Source organism: Streptomyces sp. CB02056 (genome assembly GCF_001905545.1).
In the GTDB taxonomy this organism is placed as follows: Bacteria; Actinomycetota; Actinomycetes; order Streptomycetales; family Streptomycetaceae; genus Kitasatospora.
Genome location: NZ_LIPD01000005.1, coordinates 153,991 through 173,795 on the forward strand (window position 1 = coordinate 153,991; position 19,805 = coordinate 173,795).

Below are 19,805 nucleotides of genomic sequence, written 5' to 3' on the forward strand. Positions count from 1 at the left end.
TCGGGTCCTCACCGTTCGTCATCGTCGGGGCTGCCGGGGGCGGCGGGTTCGTCGGGGCCGTCCAGCGCGGCGGCTTCGAGTTCGCTGAGCACCAGGTCCTCCACCAGGTCGGCCAGGGCGGCCACGGTGCGGGAGACCAGCACGTCGCGGGGGGTGAGCGTGACGCCGAAGGCGTCGTTGGCCCGGGAGGCGATCAGCAGGGCGCGCATGGAGTCGCCGCCCAGCTGGAAGAAGTCGTCGGTGGCGCCGACGGCGGTGCGCAGGGCCTCGGCCCAGATCTCCGCCACCGCCTCCTCGGTGGGGGTGCGCGGGGCCACCCGTCCGGCCGGCTCGGCCTCGGCCGGGTCGGGGGCGGGCAGGGCCGCGCGGTCGGTCTTGCCGCTCGCGGTGAGCGGGAAGCGCTCCAGCACCGCGAAGGCCGTGGGGACCATGGGGCCGGGCAGGGCGCGGGCGGCCAGGGCGCGCAGTTCGGCGGCGGTCGGCGGTTCGGCGCCGGGGGCGGCCAGCAGGTGGGCGACCAGCCGGGGCAGTCCGGGCTCGTCCTCCCGGATGCTCACCACCGCGTCCAGGACGGCCGGGTGGCGCGCCAGCACGGCCTCCACCTCGCCCGCCTCGATCCGGTGGCCGCGCAGCTTGAGCTGGTGGTCGGTGCGGCCCAGGTAGTGCAGTTCGCCGTGGCGGTCGCGGCGCACCAGGTCGCCGGTGCGGTACATCCGGCCGCCGGGCGGCCCGTACGGGTCGGCGGTGAAGCGGGCGGCGGTCAGCCCGGGGCGTCCGAGGTAGCCGCGGGCCAGGGCCGGTCCGCTCAGCCACAGTTCGCCGGGGACGCCGTCGGGCACCGGCCGCAGCCGGGCGTCCAGGACGTACGCGCCGGTGCCGGGCAGCGGGCGGCCGATCGGCGGGGCGGCGCCGTCGGCGGTGAGCGGCGCGGACCAGGTGGCGACGACGGTGGCCTCGGTGGGGCCGTAGGAGTTGACCATCCGGTGGTGCGGGGCCCAGCGGGCGACCAGGTCGGGGCCGCAGGCCTCCGCGCCGACGATCAGGGTCTTCAGCGCGGGCAGGCTGCCGGGGGTGTCGGCCGGCAGGGTGGCGAGGGCGGCGGGCGGCAGCAGGGTGTGGGTGATCCGCTCCGCCCGGAGCAGTCCGGCCAGGTGGGCGCCGAGCAGCGGTCCGGGCTCGGGCACCACCAGCCGGGCGCCGTGCGGCAGGGCCAGGCACAGTTCGAGCACGGAGGCGTCGAAGCTGGGGGTGGCGAAGGCCAGCACCCGGTCCCCCGGGGCCACCTGGTAGTGGGCGGCCTCGGCGGCGGCGAAGGCGGCGAGGCCGCGGTGGGTGACCACGACGCCCTTCGGGGTGCCGGTGGAGCCGGAGGTGAAGATGACGTAGGCGGGGTCGTCCGGGTCGAGCGGGCGGGTGCGGTCGGCGTCGGTGGGGCGGTGGCCGGGGGCGCCGTCGGGGTCGGCGGCGAGCAGCTCGGCGACCTCCTTGGCGTCCAGGGTCAGCGCGGGCGCCGCGTCGCGCAGCATCGCCCCGATCCGCTCCTCGGGGTAGTGCGGGTCGACGGGCAGGAAGGCGGCGCCGGTCTTCGCCACCGCCAGTTCGGCGAGCACGGTGTCCGCCGAGCGGGGCAGCAGCAGGGCGACGGTCTCCCCGGGGCCGGCGCCGCGCGCGATCAGCCGGTGGGCGAGGCGGTTCGCGTGCGCCTCGGCCTCGGCGTAGATCAGCTCCAGGCCGTCCGCGCTCAGCGCGACGGCCTCCGGCCACCGGTCCGCGGCGGCCTCGACCAGGGCGGGCAGGGTCGCCGGGGGCACCGGGGCGAGCGCCGGGCGGGCGGGGCCGTGCAGCAGCCGCTCCCGTTCGCCGGGCGGCAGCAGGTCGAGCCCGTCCAGCGGGGTGGCGCCGTCCGAGGCGGCCAGCGCGTTCAGGGTGTGCAGCAGCTGGTCGGCGAGCCGCCCGGCGGTCCGCCGGTCGAGGAAGCGCGGGTCGTGGCCGAGTTCCACGGCGAGCCGCTCGCCGGGCGAGACGACCACGGTGAGCGGGTAGTTGGTGGCCTCCCGGGCGTCCAGGTCGCGTACCAGCAGGCCGTACGCGCCGGCCGTGGCGTCGCCGACCGGGTAGTTCTCGAAGACCACCAGGCTGTCGAACAGCTCGGTGCCCGGCGGGACCTGACTCAGCCCGTGCATCCGGGCGAGCGGCAGGTGGTCGAAGCGGCGGTCCTCGGCCTGCTCCTCCTGGAGGGTGCGCAGCCAGTCGGCGCAGGGCTGCCGGCCGTCGACGGCGACCCGGGCGGGCAGGGTGGTGATGAACAGGCCGACGATGCCGTCGGAGCCGGCCAGGTCGGCGGGCCGGCCGGAGACGGTGGTGCCGAAGCAGACCCGCTGCTCCCCGCTCCAGCGCGACAGCAGCAGCGCCCAGGCGCCCTGCACCACGGTGTTGAGGGTGAGGCGGTGGCGGCGGGCGAACTCCTGGAGCCGCGCGGTCGCGGCCTCGTCCAGCCGGTGCGAGAGCCAGTCGCCGGAGCGGGCGGTGTCGCCCTGGGCGGGCCGGCGGTCGTAGGGCAGCGGGGTGGGGGCGGCGAGGTCGGCCAGCACGCCGCGCCAGTGCTCGACGGCGGCACCGGTGTCGCGGGCGGCGAGCCAGCGGACGTACTCGGCGAAGGGGCGGCGCTCGGGCAGCTCGGGGCGCTCGCCCCGGGCCAGGGCGGCGTGGGCGGCCAGCACGTCGGCGAGGACGTGGAAGACGCTCCAGCCGTCCAGCAGCACGTGGTGGAAGGCCCAGACCACCCGGACCTGCTCCGGGCCGAGCCGGACCAGGTCGAGCCGCAGCAGCGGGGGCCGGTCCAGCACCAGCGGGCGGGCCCGCTGCTCGGCGAGCAGTTCCTCCAGCCGGGCGGCGCGCTCGGCCTCGCCCAGCTCGCTCCAGTCGTGCTCGGCGACCGGCAGCACCGCCTGCCGGTGGACCACCTGGAGCGGCACCGGCACGTCGCGCAGCGCCACCGAGGTGCGCAGCACCGGGGTGCGGTCGACGACGTGCTGCCAGGCGGCGGCCAGCAGGCCCGGGTCACGGGCGCCGTCCAGGACGAAGGTGATCTGCTCGACGTAGAGGCCGTGTTCGGCCTCGTCCAGGCCGTGCACCACCATGCCGGTCTGGGTGGGGGTGAGCGGCTGGATCTCCGTCACCTCCCGTCCGGTGCCGGCCAGCCGGTCGACGCCGGCCTGGTCGAGGCCGGCCAGCGGGAAGTCGGAGGGGGTGCGGCCGCCGGCGCCGGGCTCGGCGCAGTGGCGGACGAGCTCCCGCAGCTCGTCCAGCAGTTCGGCGGCCAGCCGGGCGACCGTGCCGCTGTGGTGCACCGCGCGGGAGTAGGACCAGGTGAAGGAGAGCCGGCCCTCGGCGACCAGGCCGAGCACGTCCAGCAGGTGGGGGCGGCGGGCGGTGCGGTCCATGCCGCCGGTGAGCGGGCCGGCCGGGGCGTGCAGCAGGCCGCCGGGGGTGGCGGTCCAGTCCTGCCGGCCCAGGTAGTTGAAGCCGATCCGCGGCAGCGCCAGGCCCGGCTCCGGCTTGAGGTGGCGCAGGGCGCCGTGGCCGAGGCCGCCGCCAGGGACGGCGCGCAGGCTCTCCTTGACGGCCTTCAGGGCGGTGCCGGGGTCGGCGTCCGGGGGCACGTCCAGGGCGACGGGGTACATCGTGGTGAACCAGCCGACGGTGCGGGAGAGGTCGACGCCGTCGAAGGGCTCCTCGCGGCCGTGGCCCTCCAGGGCGACCAGCACCCGGCCGCGTCCGGTCCAGCGGGCCAGCACCCGGCCGAGGGCGCAGAGCAGGACGTCGTTGACCCGGGTGCGGTAGGCCTCCGGGACGTCCTGGAGCAGCCGGCGGGTGGACTCGGCGTCCAGGGCGAAGGTCAGCGACTCCTCGGTGTCGGCCGTATTGGCGCCGTCCAGGTCAACCGGCAGGTCGTCGTCCACCAGGCCCTGCCAGTACGGGAGTTCCGCGTCGAAGCCGCCGGCCGCGGTGTGCGCGGCGAGCCGTTCGGCCCAGGCCCGGAAGGAGGTGCTCTTGGCGCCGAGGTCGGGCCGCTCGCCCGCGCTCAGCGCGTTGTGGGCGCGCTCCAGGTCCTCCAGCAGGATCCGCCAGGACACCGCGTCCACCACCAGGTGGTGCGCGGCCAGCAGCAGCACGGGGCGGGGGTCGTCGGCGAAGCGGCAGAGCGCGGCCCGCAGCAGCGGTCCGGCGGCCAGGTCGAAGCCCTCGGCCAGTCGCTCGCCGAGGTCCCGCAGGACGGTCGCGCGCTGCTCACCCTCGGCGGCGGGCAGCTCGTGCGGGCGCAGTTCGGGGGCCTGGCCGGGTGCGGTGCCGTGCTGGCGCCACCGGCCGTCGGCGAGCGGTTCGTAGCGCAGCCGCAGCGCGTCGTGGTGGTCCAGGACGGCGGCCAGCGCGGCCCGCAGGGTTTCCTCGTCGGTGTCCGGGGCGAGGGTGAAGGAGACGGACTGGGTGAGCTGGGCCGGGTCGCCGTCCAGGGTGTCCAGCAGCCAGTGCTGGACGGGGGTGAGCGGGGCCTCGCCGACCACCGCGCCCTGGTCGGCGGCGGGCTCGGGGCGCGGTGAGCGCTCGGCGGCGCGGGCGAGTTCGGCCAGGGTCTGGTGGGCGAACAGGTGCCGGGGGGTCAGCGCCAGGCCGTCCCGGCGGGCCGCCGAGACGATCTGGATGCCGAGGATGGAGTCCCCGCCGAGGGCGAAGTAGTTGTCGTCCGCGCTCACGTCGGGCACCCCGAGCACCTCGCGCCAGATGGCGGCGAGGGCGCGCTCGGTGTCGGTGCGCGGGGGCCGGCCGGCCTCCGTCGCGGGCGCGGCCCACACCGGCTCGGGCAGGGCGCGCCGGTCCAGCTTGCCGGTGGCGCCGAGCGGCAGCCGCTCCAGCGGCACCACCAGGGCGGGCACCAGGTGGCCGGGGAGGGTGTCGCCGAGGAAGGCCCGCCACTCGGCCTGGTCGGGCAGGGCGCCGTCGCGCGGCACCGCGTAGCCGACCAGCCGCTTGTGGCCGTCCTGGTCGACCACCCGGGCGGCGGCCGCCGTCACCCGGGGGTGGCGGGCCAGCGCGGCCTCGACCTCGCCGAGTTCGATCCGGAAGCCGCGCACCTTGACCTGGTCGTCGGCGCGGCCGAGGTAGTCGAGGCCGCCGTCGGCGCTCCAGCGCACCCGGTCGCCGGTGCGGTACATCCGGGCGCCGGGCGGGCCGTACGGGTCGGGCAGGAAGCGGGCGGCGGTCAGGCCGGGGCGGCGCAGGTAGCCGCGGGCCACGCCGGTGCCGGCCAGGTACAGCTCCCCGGGAGCGCCGACGGGCACCGGGCGCAGCCGCTCGTCCAGGACGTAGGCCCGGGCGCCGCCGACCGGGCGGCCGATCGGCGGGTCGCGGTCCGGGTCGGCGGGGTCGCAGGTGTGGGCGGTGGCGTAGACGGTGGCCTCGGTGGGGCCGTAGACGTTCAGCACCCGGCAGCCGGGGACGGCCTCGCGGACCTGGCGCACGGTGCGGGCGGGCAGTGCCTCGCCGGCCAGCACCACGGTGTCCGCCGCGAGCCGCACGGCGCCGTCGGCGAGCAGTCCGCCGAGGGCCGAGGGCACCGCGCTGAGCAGGCCGGCCCGCCAGGGGCCGGGGCGCTCGGCCAGCGCCAGCAGGTCGCGCAGGAGTTCCACACGGCCGCCGGAGAGCAGCGGCGCGAAGATCTCGAACACCGACACGTCGAAGTTGAGCGAGGTGGCGGCGAGCACGTGGGCCAGGCCGCCGTCGGCGAACTCGGCGGCGGCCCAGTCGGTCAGGGCGAGCACCGAGCTGTGGGCGACCACCACGCCCTTGGGGCGGCCGGTCGAGCCGGAGGTGTGGATGACGTACGCGGGGTGCTCCGGCCGCAGGGCGCCGTGCCGCTCCTCGTCGCGGACGGCGTCGGCGCGGGCGGCGGCCAGGCGCTCGCGGCAGGCCGGGTCGTCCAGCACGATCCGGGTGGACGGGCCGTCGGGCAGCCGGTCGGCGGTCGCCGTGCCGGTGACGACGGCGTCGGGCCGGACGTCCTCGAAGAGGTAGGCGATCCGCTCGGCCGGGTAGCCAGGGTCGACGGGCAGGTAGGCGGCGCCGCTCTTGAGCACCGCGAGCAGTGCCACGGCGAGTTCGACGGTGCGGGGCAGCGCGAGCGCGACGAAGCGCTCGGGGCCGGCCCCGGCCGCGATCAGCAGCCGGGCCAGCCGGTTGGAGCGCTCGTCGAGCTCCCGGTAGGTCAGCTGCTCGTCGCCGGAGCGGACCGCCGGGGCGTCGGGGGTGCGGGCGGCCTGCCGGGCGAAGGCCTCGGGCAGGGTGCCGTCCGATGCCTCGGTGAACGCTCCCCCGAGGCGTGCCACCAGTGCGCGCCCCTCGGCCGGGTCCAGCAGCGGCAGCTCGCCCACCGGCCGGTCGAGGCCGGCCGCCATACCGGCGAGCAGGGTGCGCAGGCCCGCGCCGAGCCCCTCGACGGTGGCGGCGTCGAAGAGGGCCGGGTCGTGGTCCAGGCCGACCTCGATGGACTCGCCGGGCGCGACCACCACGCTGAGCGGGTAGCTGGTCGGCTCCAGCACCTGCTCGGTCTCCACGCCGAGGCCGTGCCGGGTCAGCGACTGGGCGTCGAAGGGGTAGTTCTCGAAGACCACCAGGCTGTCGAACAGGGCGGTGCCGCCGGGCAGTTCGCTCCAGCCCTGGAGCTGGGCCAGCGAGACGGCGTCGTGCCGGCGCGCCTCGGACTGGTGGTCCTGGACCTCCCGCAGCAGCTCCCGCAGCGGGCGCCGGGGGTCGATCCGCACCCGGGTGGGCAGGGCGTTGATGAACAGCCCCACCATCGAGGTGACGCCGGGGACTTCGGCGGGCCGGCCGGAGACGATGGTGCCGAACACCACGTCGTCCCCGCCGCCGTAGCGGGAGAGCAGCAGCGCCCAGGCGCCCTGGAGCACGGTGTTGACGGTCAGCCCGGCCTGCCGGGCGGTGTCGCGCAGCCGCTCGGACAGCTCGGCGCCGAGGGCGACCCGCACCGAGGCCGAGGAGGAGGCGCGGTGGGCGCCGGCCGGGCGGCGGTCCCGGGGCAGTTCGGTGGGGGCGGGGAAGCCGGCCAGGGTGTCGCGCCAGTACCGCTCGGCCTCCGCCCCGTCCTGGCCGGCCAGCCAGCGCAGGTAGTCGGCGTAGGGCGCCCGTTCGGCCGGGGCGGGCCGGCGTCCGGCGGTCAGGGCGGCGTAGCGCTCGCACACCTCGTCGAAGACCTGGGCGGCGCTCCAGCCGTCGAGCAGCACGTGGTGGAAGGTCCACACCACCCGGACCCGGGTCGGCGTCAGCCGGATCAGGGCGAGGCGCAGCAGCGGCGCGCCGCCGAGGTCGATGCCCGCCGCCCGGTCCTCGGCGAGCAGCCGGGCGGTGTCCCGCTCGACCTGTTCGGCGGGGCGGCCGGTCCAGTCGTGGTGGGCGACCGGGACGGCGGCCCGGTGCTGGACGACCTGGAGCGGTTCGGCGCCGTCCTGCCAGCTGAGCCGGGTGCGCAGGATCGCGTTGGCGTCGGCGGTCCGCTGCCAGGCCTCGGCCAGCGCGTGCGGGTCGGTGACCCCGTCCAGCACCAGCTGGACCTGGTTGACGTAGGTGTCGCCGTCCGGGTCGAGCAGGCTGTGGAAGAGCATCCCGGCCTGCATCGGGGTCAGCGGGTAGACGTCGGCGACCGTTCGGCCGTCCCCGGCGATCCGGTCCACGGCCGCCTGGTCGAGCCGGGCGAGCGGGAAGTCGGCGGGGGTGCGGCCGCCCGCGCCGGGCTCGGCGCAGTGGGCGACGATCTCCTCCAGGGCGCCCCGCATGGCGTGGGCGAGCCCGGTGACGGTGTCGGCGCGGTGCCGGCCGGCGCTGTAGTACCAGCCGATCTCCAGCTCGCCGTCCTCGACCCGGGCGACCACGTCCAGCAGGTGGGGGCGCTCGGTGCCGGGCGCCTCCGCGCCGCCGAGGCCGCCGGGGACGGCGCGGACCAGGGCGGCGCCGTCGGCGGACCAGTCGAAGCGGCCCAGGTAGTTGAAGGCGACGCCGGGGGCGGGCGCGTCGGCGAGCGCCGCGTCCCCGGCGAGGTGGCGCAGCGCGCCGTACCCGAGGCCGCGGTCGGGCACCGCCCGCAGCTGCTCCTTGACGGCCTTCAGGGCGGTGCCCCAGTCCCCCGCCGGGACGTCGAGGGCGACGGGGAAGAGCGAGGTGAACCAGCCGACCGTGCGGGACAGGTCGAGGCCGTCGAACAGCCGGTCCTCGCGGCCGTGGCCCTCCAGGCCGACGGCGACGGTGCCGCGCCCGGTCCAGTCGGCGAGCACCCGGCCGAGCGCGGTGAGCAGCACGTCGTCGATCCGGGTGCGGTAGACCGCGGGGACCTGGCGCAGCAGGGCGTCGGTGCGGTCGCGGTCCAGCCGGACGGTCACCTCGCGCAGGTCGGCGGCGGTGTTGGTACCGTCGCCGTCCACCGGCAGCGGGGTGGCGCAGGCCCGGGCGGCGGCCGCCCAGTGGTCCCGCTGCCCGTCGAAACCGCCGGCCGCGGTGTGCGCGGCCAGGCGGCGGGCCCACTCCCGGACGGAGCTGGTGCGGGCGGGCAGCCGCAGCGGGCGGCCCTCGACGGCCTGCCGGTAGGCGGTCTCCAGGTCCTCCAGCAGCACCCGCCAGGAGACGCCGTCGACCACCAGGTGGTGGACGGCCAGCAGCAGCCGGTCGGGGCGGTCCGCGTCGCCGCTGAACAGGCGGGCGGTGAGCAGCGGGCCGTCGGCCGGCCGGAAGGAGGCGTGGGCGGCCGCGGTCACCGCCTCCTCGGCGCCGTGGCCGTGGACCTCCAGCAGTTCGGGCGCGGCCTCCTCGGCGGGGGCGCAGTGCTGCCGCCAGGTGCCGTCCTCGGCGCGGGTGAAGCGGGAGCGCAGCGCGTCGTGGTGGGCCCACAGGGCGGCCAGGGCGCGGCGCAGGGCCCGGGGGTCGACGGCGCCGGGGGCCTCCACCACCAGGGACTGGTCGAAGTGGTGGGCGTACGGCGGGTTCGGGTCGAGGAACCAGTGCTGGATCGGCGTCAGGCCGACCTCGCCGCCGACCGGTTCGGTGCCGGCGACGGTGACGGCGCTGCCGGCCGCTGCGGCCAGGGCGGCGACGGTGGGGTGCCGGAACAGGTCGCGCGGGGAGAGCCCGAGGCCGGCGGCGCGGGCCCGGGAGACCACCTGGATGCTCAGGATGGAGTCGCCGCCGAGCAGGAAGAAGTCGTCGTCCAGCCCGACCCGTTCGACCCCGAGCAGCTCGGCCCAGATCGCGGCGAGCAGCCGCTCGCGGTCGGTGCCGGGGGCGCGGTGGGGGCGGTCGCCGCCCGCCGCCGACCAGTCGGGGGCGGGCAGCCGGCGGCGGTCCACCTTGCCGTTGGCGGTGAGCGGGAGTTCGGGCAGCGTAACGAAGGCCGCGGGCAGCATGTAGTCGGGCAGGTCGGCGGCCAGGTGGGCGCGCAGCTCGGCGGCGGCGGGCGGCTCGGCGCCCTCGGCCGGCACCAGGTGGGCGGCGAGGCGCTTGCGTCCGGCGTCCTGGTGGAGCGAGACCACGGCCTCGGCGACGGCCGGGTGGGCGGTGAGCCGAGCCTCGATCTCGGCGGGTTCGATCCGGAAGCCGCGGATCTTGATCTGGTCGTCGGCGCGGCCGACGAAGTGCAGTTCGCCGTCCGCGCTCCACCGGACGGTGTCGCCGGTGCGGTACATCCGGGCGCCGGGCGGGCCGAAGGGGTCGGCGAGGTAGCGGGCGGCGGTCTCGCCGGGGCGGCCCGCGTAGCCGCGTGCGAGCCCGGCCCCGGCGATGTACAGCTCACCGGTGATGCCCGGCGGTTGGGGCTGGAGCGCGCCGTCCAGGACGTACACCCGGGTGTTGTCCAGCGGGCGGCCGATCGGCAGCGAGGCGGGCAGCTCGTCGCCCTCGCGGAAGGCCCGGCGGGTGGCGAAGGTGGTGGTCTCGGTCGGCCCGTAGCCGTCGACCACGGTGAGGCCGGGGCAGGCCGCCAGGACCTTGCGGACGGCGGCGCCGGGCACCGCCTCGCCGCCGGTCCACACCTCGCGGACGCCGCGCAGGCAGCCCGGGTCCTCCTGGGCGAGCAGCCGGAACAGCCCGGCCGTCAGCCACAGGCAGGTCACCCCCTGCTCGGTGACGGCGTGCCGGACGGCGGCGGCGTCCAGGTCCTCCGGCGGGGCGAGGACGGCGGTGCCGCCGCGCAGCAGCGGCACCCAGAGCTCGTAGGTGGCGGCGTCGAAGGCGTGCGGGGAGTGCACCAGCACCCGGTCGTGGCCGGTGAAGGCGCGGTCCAGGGCGAGCGCGGCGACGTCCCGGCGGCGCACCGCGACGCCCTTGGGGGTGCCGGTGGAGCCCGAGGTGAACATCAGGTACTGGACGTTGTCGGGGTGGACGGCCGCCGGGGGCGCGGCCGGCACCCCGGTGCGGTCCGGCCGGTCGACGCGCAGCACCCGCTCGGCGGGGCGCAGCTCGGCGGCGGTCTCCGCCCAGCGGGCGTCGGTGAGCAGCAGCTCGGCGCCCGCCTCGGCCAGCATCCGGTGCAGCCGCTCGCGCGGCGCCCGGCCGTCCAGCGGCACGAAGACGCCGCCGGTGCGGACCAGCGCCAGCTGGGCGACGACCAGCTCGACGGAGCGCTCCATCAGCACCCCGACCGGCTGCTCCACCCGGACCGCGTGCGCGGCCAGGTGCCCGGCCAACTCGGCGGCCCGGGCGTCCAGTTCGCGGTAGGTGAGGCGCTGCTCGCCGGCCTCCAGGGCGACCGCCCCGGGGGTGCGGAGCACCTGCTCGGCGAACAGCTCGGCGATGTCGGCCGCGGGCTGCTCGGCGGCGGTGGCGTTCCAGTCGACCAGGACGCGGTGCCGCTCCTCGGCGGTCAGCAGCGGCAGCCGCGCGGGCGGGCGGTGGGCGCCGGCGGGCAGGCCGGTCAGCGCGGCGGTGAGCTGGCCGGCCAGCCGCCGCACGGTGGACTCGTCGAACAGCCGCGGGTCGTAGCAGAGCCGCAGGGACAGCTCCGGGCCGGGGTAGGCGAGCAGGGCGAGCGGGTAGTTGGTGGTCTCGATGCCGTCCAGGTCGCGCAGCCGCAGGCCGTGGGCGTCGGCCGCGTCCTCGTCGACCGGGTAGTTCTCGAAGACCACCAGGCTGTCGAACAGGCCGGTCTGTTCGGGCAGTCCGGTGCCGGCCCGCATCCGGGTGAGCGGGACGAAGCCGTACCGCCGGTCCTCGCTCTGCTCCCGCTGGAGGGCCTGGAGCCAGTCCAGCAGGGTGCCCTCGGCGGGCACCGTGGTGCGGGTCGGCAGGGTGGTGATGAACAGGCCGGTCATCGACTCGACGCCGGGCAGCTCGGGCGGGCGCCCGGAGGAGGTGGTGCCGTACACCACCTCGGCCCGCCCGGCCTGGCGGCCCAGCAGCACCGCCCAGGCGCCCTGGACCAGGGTGTTGAGGGTCAGCCCGGAGCCGCGCGCGAGGTCCTCCAGCGCCCTGGTCGCGGCGGCGGGCAGGGTGAACGGCACCGCCCGGGTGGACTCCGCGCGGTGGCTCTGCACCGGCTCGCGGTCGTACGGCAGCGGCGTCGCCTCCACCAGCCCGGCGAGGCGGGTGCGCCAGTGCCGTTCGGCCTCGGCGTGGTCGCGCCCGCCCAGCCAGGCCAGGTAGTCGCGGTAGGGCCGGCGCTCCGGCACGGTGCCGTACGGGACTTCCGCTCCGGGAGCGGCCAGGGCGGCGTGCACCGCGAAGACGTCCGAGAGCACCTGGAACAGGCTCCAGCCGTCCAGCACCAGGTGGTGGAACGACCAGAGCACCCGCACCCGGCTGTCCGAGAGGCGGATCAGCAGCAGCCGCTGGAGCGGGGCCCGCGCGAGGTCGAGGCCGCGGGCCCGGTCGCGGTCCAGCAGTTCGGCCAGCCGGGTGCGGCGCTCCTCCTCGGGCAGCGCGCGCCAGTCCAGGTGGCCGACCGGCACGGCCACCCGGCGGTGCACCACCAGCAGCGGCTCGGGCACCTCCTGCCAGCGGACGTGGGCGCGCAGCACCGCGGTGCGGTCGGTGACCCACTGCCAGGCCTCGGCGAGGCGGGCCGGGTGGGGCACCCCGTCGAGGACGAAGTCCAGCTGCTGGAAGTAGGCGCCGCTGTCCTCCTCGGCGAGGCCGTGGAAGAGCATGCCGGACTGGGTCGGGGTGAGCGGCAGGACGTCCTCCACCGCGCCCGGGTCGGCGCCGGTGATCAGGTCCACCGCCGGCTGGTCGAGCCGGGCCAGCGGGAAGTCGGACGGGGTGCGCCCGGCGGCGCCGGGGGTGGTCGCGTGGCGGGCGAGGTCGGCCAGCTCCTCGGCGAAGCGCCGGGCCAGCGTCTCGACGGTGGCACTGCCGTGGACGGCGGCGGAGTGGAACCAGGTGAACTCCAGCGCGTCGCCGTCCAGTCGGCCGACCACCTCCAGCGGGTGGGGGCGCTCGACCGCCGGGTCGGCGTCCAGCTCCAGCGGCCGGAAGGTGCCGCGGAACAGCCCGTCCGGGTCGTCCGGCAGGGCGATGCGGCCCAGGTAGTTGAAGCTGATCCGGGCGGCCGGCACCTCGGGCGCGGTGCCGGGGCGGCCGAGGTGGCGCAGCGCCTCGAAGCCGAGGCCGCGCCGGGGGACGGCACGCAGCTGCTCCTTGACCTGCTTGAGGACGGCGTCCCAGCCGGCCCCGGCGGGGACGGCCAGGGCGACGGGGTGGCGGGTGGTGAACCAGCCGACCGTACGGCCGAGGTCGAGGTCGGCGAACAGCTCCTCGCGCCCGTGGCCCTCGACGTCCACCACGACCCGCTCCAGCCCGCTCGCCCCGCACAGCGCCCGGCCCAGCGCGCTCAGCAGCACGTCGTTGGCCTGGGTGCGGTAGGTGTCGGGCAGGGTGCGCAGCAGGGCGGCGGTGTCGGCAGGGCTCAGCCGGACGGTGACGGAGCGTTCGGTGGCGTAGCTGTCGGGGCCGTCGAGCTCGGCGGGGAAGGGCTCGGCGGGGAACGGCTCGGCGGCGGGCTTCCCGGGCTCGTCGTCGGACTGCCCGGGCACGGCCCCGGCCCAGTACGCGGACTCGTCCTCGAAGCCGCCCCCGGCGGCGAAGGCGCTCAGCCGCTCGGCCCACTGCCGCAGCGGCGAGGACTTCGCCGGGAGGGCGGCCGCGCCGTCCCGGCCCTCGCGGCGGGCCCGGTACGCGGTGTCGAGGTCCTCCAGCAGGACCCGCCAGGAGACCCCGTCGACCACCAGGTGGTGGACGGCCAGGTGGAGGACCGGGGGCCGGCCCCCGGCGCGCTCGTGCAGGACGGCGCGCATCAGCGGGGCGCCGCCGGCCAGGTCGTACGGGCCGAAGTGCGGGGTGTCCTGCTCGGGGCCGGTGTGCCGGGCCAGGGTGGTGCGGGCCGTCGGCTCCTGGATCCGCCAGCGCACCGCGCCGGCGCCGTCCGGAGCGGTGAAGGCGGAGCGCAGCGCGTCGTGGTGGGCGACCAGGTCGTTCAGGGCCTCCTCCAGGGCCGCCCGGTCGAGGTCGCCGGGCAGCAGCAGGGAGACGGCCTGGGCGAAGTGGCCGGCCCGGCCGGCGGCCCGCTCGAACCACCAGCGCTGGATCGGGGTCAGCACGGCCTCCCCGGTGGCGGCCACCGGCGCGGGCGCGGCGGGCGCCTCGGCGTCCTCCGCGGCCAGGGCGAGCGCGGCGACCGTCTGGTGGCGGTAGAGGTCCCGGGAGGTCACCGCCAGTCCGGCCTGCCGGGAGCGGGCCACCACCTGGATGCCGAGGATGGAGTCGCCGCCGAGGTCGAAGAAGTTGTCGTCGGCGCCGACCCGCTCCAGCCGCAGCACCTCGGCCCAGATGCCGGCCAGCGCGCGTTCGGCGGGGGTCCGGGGGGCGACGTGGCGGGGGGCGGCCGCGGCGGGGGCGGGGGCCGGGTCGGTCTCCCCGCCGCGGGGCTTCGCCCGCTCCTCGACCCGGCCGAGGTGCTCCAGTCCGCCGTCGGCGGTCCACCGCACCAGCTCCCCAGTGCCGTACATCGCCTCCCCCGGCGCGCCGTACGGGTCGGGGACGAGCCGCTCGTCCGGCTGGTCCGGGAGGTAGCCCGCGAGGTACAACTCGCCGGGCACCCCGACGGGTTGGGGGCGCCGCGCGCGGTCGAGGACGTGGACCCGGCTCCACCCGGACGGCCGGGCCGGGTCGGTGCCCGGGAGCTCCCGCGGCGGCTTCCGGGAGGCGAGCAGCGCGCGCTGCTCCTCCTCGGGGATCATCGGCAGCTCGGCGAGGGTGCGCCGCGGCCCGTCCGCCATCCCGGCCAGCAGCCGGTGCAGGTGGGCGGCCAGCGCGGTCACCGTCCGCCGGTCGAACAGGTCGGTGTCGTACTCGACCGTCAGCGTGCAGCCGCCGTCGGCCTCGTCGGGGGTGAACTCCAGCACCAGGTCGAAGCGGGCGGCCGGGCGGGGCAGCGGGTGGTCGGTGAAGCGCAGCCCGCCGGCGGGCGCCGGGGCGGCGGGGGTCTGCTGGACGACGGCGACCTGGACCAGCGGGGTGCGGCTGGGGTCGCGGGGCGGGGCCAGTTCCTCGACCACCCGGTCGAAGGGCACCTCGGCGTGGGCGAAGGCGTCCAGCAGGGTGGTGCGCATGGACTCCACGAAGCGGTCGACGGTGGCCCGCTCGTCCACGTCGCCGCGCAGCACCACGGTGTTGACGAAGAAGCCGGTCACCTCCTCCAGCTCGCGCCGCTCCCGCCCGTTGACGACGGTGCCGAAGGCCACGTCCCGCTGGCCGGAGTGGCGCGAGAGCAGCAGCGCGGACGCCCCGGCGAACAGGGTGAACACGGTGGTGCCGCGGCCGGCGGCGAGGTGGCGCAGCCGGTCGACCAGCTCGGCCGGGAGGTGGTGGCGGTGCGCCGCGCCGTGGCCGGCGCGCTCGGCGGGCCGGGGGCGGTCGGTGGGCAGCCGCAGGGTGGGCAGGCCGGCCAGGGCGCGCTTCCAGTAGGCGAGTTCGGGGGCGTGGTCGGCCGGGCGGTGCTGCTCCCAGTGGGCGTAGTCGGGGTACTGGAGGGCGGGGGCGGGCAGGCCGTCGGGTTCGCCGGTGGCCTCCGCCCGCAGGAGGGCGGCCAGTTCGCGGGTGAGGACGCCGACCGACCAGCCGTCGGTGACGATGTGGTGCTGTGCCAACAGCAGCAGGTGCTCGTCGGCGGCGAGCCGGACCAGCAGCGCCCGGCTGAGCGGGCCCCGCGCCAGGTCGTAGGGCCGCTCCAGTTCCTCGGCGAGCAGGCGGTCGGCCGCCTCGGCGCGCTCCCCGGCGGGCAGGGCGCCGAGGTCCTCGGTGCGCAGCGGCAGGTCGGCCCGCTCGGCGACGTGCTGCTCGAGCCGCCCGTCGACGGCGGTGACGGTGGTGCGCAGCGCGTCGTGCCGGGCCGTGAGCCGCCGCAGGGCCCGGCCGAGGGCCTCCCGGTCGAGGTCGCCGTGCAGCCGCAGGGCGACGCCGGTGTGGTTGCCGGTGCCGCCGGTGGCGAGGTCCTCCAGGAACCAGAGCCGGCGCTGGGCGCTGGAGAGCGGCAGCGGCTCCCCGCGCGGGGCGGGCGGGACGGGCCCGGTGGGCGCGGCGGCGGCCGGCCGGTCGAGCAGCGGCGCGAGGGCGGCGACGGTGCGGGCGGTGAACACGTCCCGCAGGGTGAGCCGGACGCCGAGGCGTTCGGTGATCCGGGCCAGGGTGCGGGCGGCGAGGACGGAGTCGCCGCCGAGGTCGAAGAAGTCGTCCTCGGCCCCCACCGCGTCGAGGCCGAGGACCTCGGCCCAGACGGCGGCCAGGGCGCGCTCCCGTTCGGTGCGCGGGGCGAGCCCGCCGGCGGCGCCCTGCCGGGCGGGCGCGGGCAGCGCCCGCTGGTCGATCTTGAGCTGCGGGGTGAGCGGGAAGGCGGGCAGCACCACGACGGCGGCGGGCACCAGGTGGGCGGGCAGCGCGGCGGCCAGCGCGGTGCGCAGCGCGGCCGGGTCCGGGGGCAGTTCCGGGTCGGCGGGCGTGGCGTAGCCGACCAGCCGGGTGCGGCCCGGTTCGTCCTCGCGGACCACGACCACGGCCTGGTCGACGGCGGGGTGGGCGCGCAGCGCGGCCTCGATCTCGCCCGGCTCGATCCGGAAGCCGCGGACCTTGACCTGCCGGTCGAGCCGGCCGAGGAACTCCAGCTCCCCGTCGGCGGTGAACCGGGCCCGGTCGCCGGTGCGGTAGAGCCGGGCGCCGGGCGGGCCGAAGGGGTCGGCGACGAAGCGGGCGGCGGTCAGGCCGGGGCGGCCGAGGTAGCCGCGGGCGACGCCCTCGCCGCCGAGGTACAGCTCGCCGTCGGTGCCGGTCGGCTGGGGCCGCATGGCCTCGTCGAGCACGTACACCCGGGCGTGCGGAAGGGCGCCGCCGATGGTGGGCGCGCCGGTGCCGGCGGTGAGCGGGCCGGTCCAGGTGGCGACGATGGTGGCCTCGGTGGGGCCGTAGGAGTTGACCATGCGCCGCCCGGGCGCCCAGCGGTCGACGAGTTCGGCGGAGCAGGCCTCGGCCCCGACGATCAGGGTGCGCAGGTGGCGGCCCGCGCCGGCCGGGACGGTGGCCAGGGCGGCGGGCGGGATCAGGGTGTGGGTGATGCGCTGCCCGTCCAGGACGGCGGCGAGCTCCTCCCCGAGCCAGGGGCCGTCCGGGGGGATCACCAGGGTGGCGCCGGTGAGGACGGAGACGAACAGTTCCAGGACGGAGGCGTCGAAGCTGGGCGAGGAGAACTGGAGCACCCGGTCCCCCGGCCCGACCGCGTAGTTCTCGACGGCCGCCGCCGTGAAGCCGGCGATCCCCCGGTGGGTGACGACCACGCCCTTGGGCGTCCCGGTGGAGCCCGAGGTGTAGATCACGTACGCGGGGTGGTCGGTGCCGTCGGCGGCCGGGAGGTCGGTGTGGTCCCGGTCCTCGGGGCGCTCCGTCTCCAGGGCCGCGCGGACGGCGGCCGGGTCGTCCAGGACGAGCGCGGGGGCGGCGTCGGCGAGCATCAGCGCCCGCCGCTCGGCGGGGTAGCCCGGGTCGACGGGCAGGAAGGCGGCGCCCGCCCGGACGACGGCCAGCTCGGCGGCGACCAGCTCCATGGAGCGCGGCAGGACCAGGGCCACCGTCCGCTCCGGCCCGGCGCCGCGCCGGCGCAGGTCGCGGGCCAGCCGCTCGACGCGTTCGGCCAGGTCGCGGTAGGTCCAGCTGCGCCGCCCGTCGGTCAGCGCGGGCGCGTGCGGCGTACGGGCCGCCTGGGCGGCGAACAGGGCGTCCAGCGTCCGGGGCGCCGCCGACGGTGCGGTGGTGCCACCGGCCGGCGCCTGCGGCGGGGCGGTCGGGCGCACGGGCTGGGCAGGCCGGTCGGCCATGGCGGAAGGTCCTTCCGAGGGGGGCGACGACGAGGGCGGCGGGGCAGGCGGTGGCCGGCCCTCGGACCCGGGGAACGGTGCGGGTTCGGTGCGGGGGGGGTGGGGTCGGTGCGGGGGTGGGCGTACGGCGGCCGGGCCGGTCGGCTCAGTCGGCGGCGGCCCGGCGGGCGGTGCGCCCGGAGACCTGCACCCGGTCGATCCGGCCGGTGGCCGGGTCCCGGTGGAAGCGCCCGCCGGGTTCGGGGCGCCCGGTGTCGGGGGCGATCAGGTCGTAGGAGAGGTCGGCGTAGCAGCGCAGTGGGATCGGGAGGTCGCCGTCGACCGAGAGGGTGGCCGGTCCGGCGCCGGCCGGCTCGACCCGGTAGCGGATGGCGCCGTTGCGGTAGTCGCCCGCGCACTCGGCCAGGGCCGCCGGGGCGGCGAGCAGCACGGGTCCGCCCGCGCCGACCGGTTCGATCCCCGCGGGCACCCGTACTCCGGCCAACTCCTCCAGGTCTGACGCGAGTTCGCGCCAGAGGGCGGTGGCGGCGCCGGCGTTGCCGGTGAAGGCGACCACGAGGCCGCTGTCCGGGTCGGCCCGCAGATGGCAGGAGGTGCCCATGGCGTTGCCGTCGTGGCCGCACCACAGCCGCCCGTCCTGCCGGTAGAGCGCCGCGCCGGCACCCCAGCCGTCGGCGAGCGCTCCCGGCCGGGCGCCGGGCTCCGGGCGGCGCATCAGCTCGGCGGTGTCCGGGGGCAGCACCTTGGCGCGGCCGACCAGGGCGGCGCCGAGCGCGGCGAGGTCCGCGGCGCTGGCCAGCAGGGCGCCGGCCGGGGCCTCCAGTGGGGCCAGGTTCTGCCGGACGGCCCGGGGCAGGCCGGTCGCGGCGTTGAGCGCGTGCCCGGCGGCGACCGGCCGTCCGGGGGCGGCGGTGTCGACGAACACCGGCCCGGTGCCGAAGGGTTCGAGCAGCAGGGCACGCACCGCCTCGTGCCAGGGCATCCCGGTCACCGTCTCGACCAGGCGCCCGGCGGCGACGTAGCCGGCGTTGGAGTAGGAGAAGTCCGTCCCGGGCGGGAACAGCGCGTCCGGGGCGGTGCAGACGGCGGACAGGTAGCGGGTCGCGGTGGTGCGGGCGGCGGCGTCGGAGTCCGGTCCGGTGGGCAGTCCGCCGGTGTGGCTCAGCAGGTGACGAATCGTTACTTCAGGCAGCTGCCGGAACTCCGAAAGGTGCTCGGCGACCGGCTCGTCGAGGTCGAGGTCACCGTCGTCGGCGAGCAGCATCACCAGGGCGGCCGTGTAGGGCTTGGTGAGCGATCCGACCGGAACGGCGGTGTCCTCGGTGAACGGTGCCCCGGTGCCGGTGTCGGCCACCCCGGTGTGCAGGACGACGGCCTCCGGGCCGGTGTCCAGCACCAGTTGGGCGCCGGGCACCCGGTGGGCGCGAGCGAGCGTGTCGAGCCGGTGCTGCAGCTCGCCGCGCAGGAGGAGCGGCGACCGCTCGCGGGCGGGCGCCGGACTGGCGTACGGCATGGCGGAACTCCCGTTGACTGGATCTCGGGTGCGGGCGCGCCGGGCGCCCGCGGTGGAATCGCGGATTGGGAGGCGGCACAGCGGGAATTCCCGGCCGTCGTCGCCTGCTTCAGGACGCGCGGGAACGGGGGGAATCGGCGTCGGCCCGGCCGGCGGAGGCCGTCCGGCCCCGGGAACGGGAATCCCCGGACGCCCGCGGCCGGGCACCGCACCCGCCCTCGCGGAGCCGTTCCGCGGTCACGTCGGCGCGCCCGGACCGGGCGGTGCGAATACGATCCGGATTTCCCTCCGCGCGATGAACGGCGGACCGGATCGCGGTGAACCGCGAGCCTCCGAATACTCTTACCCCGCCGGCACGTTCGAACAGAAAACCGTCCCCCGGCGGCCGGCCGCTCTCCCGGCCCCCACCTGCGCAACGGCCGTACCCGGCATGCCCATTCCCCCTTTTGGCGATCCACCCCCGCAACCGCCGCGCGGAACGCGCCGACACGGTCGGGGAGTCGCACAATCCCTGTCGTCCCGAACGTCCGGACGACGAACGCGCAACAGTCTTCACGGCGGGTCAGCCGCTCGCAACCCCTTCCGATTGAACGGAGAGCGACCGCCGTCGGTAATCGGAACGCCAAAATCCCAGGTGCGACTCCCGGCCGCGCCCGGAACGCCCGAGAACGGGCGCGAATTCTTTGGCCGAAAATATGAGGTTCGGATCCCACCAGCCACTCGAACAGTCATTCGTCGAAATAGCCGAGTGATTTACCGGGCGCCTGTGACGAATGTGGTGACTGTGATGCCTGGGATTGCTGTGCCGGAATGCGACGGAATTCACCGGGCGGGCCGCGAGTGGCACTGCCCGGGGCCCGAGCGCCCGGGCCCCGGCCGAC

At 77.4% G+C, this 19,805-nt stretch carries 2 protein-coding genes; both read right to left on the bottom strand.

Annotation, left to right across the window (positions count from 1 at the left end; all coding sequences use genetic code 11):
- Nucleotides 1-8: 8 nt before the first annotated feature.
- Nucleotides 9-17,411 carry a non-ribosomal peptide synthetase gene (locus tag AMK13_RS15870; protein WP_074002750.1) on the bottom strand — a complete coding sequence of 5,801 codons (17,403 nt, stop codon included), beginning with the start codon at nucleotides 17,409-17,411 and terminating at the stop codon, nucleotides 9-11.
- 145 nt (nucleotides 17,412-17,556) lie between these two features.
- Nucleotides 17,557-18,924, bottom strand: a complete 1,368-nt coding sequence (locus AMK13_RS15875) for a serine hydrolase domain-containing protein (RefSeq protein WP_074002751.1) — start codon at nucleotides 18,922-18,924, stop codon at nucleotides 17,557-17,559.
- Nucleotides 18,925-19,805: the final 881 nt, after the last annotated feature.

What these genes read in the sequence shown, in the direction of transcription:
- AMK13_RS15875 (WP_074002751.1), bottom strand. Translation starts at nt 18,924, where the DNA reads ATGCCGTACGCCAGTCCGGCGCCCGCCCGCGAGCGGTCGCCGCTCCTC.
- AMK13_RS15870 (WP_074002750.1), bottom strand. Translation starts at nt 17,411, where the DNA reads ATGGCCGACCGGCCTGCCCAGCCCGTGCGCCCGACCGCCCCGCCGCAG.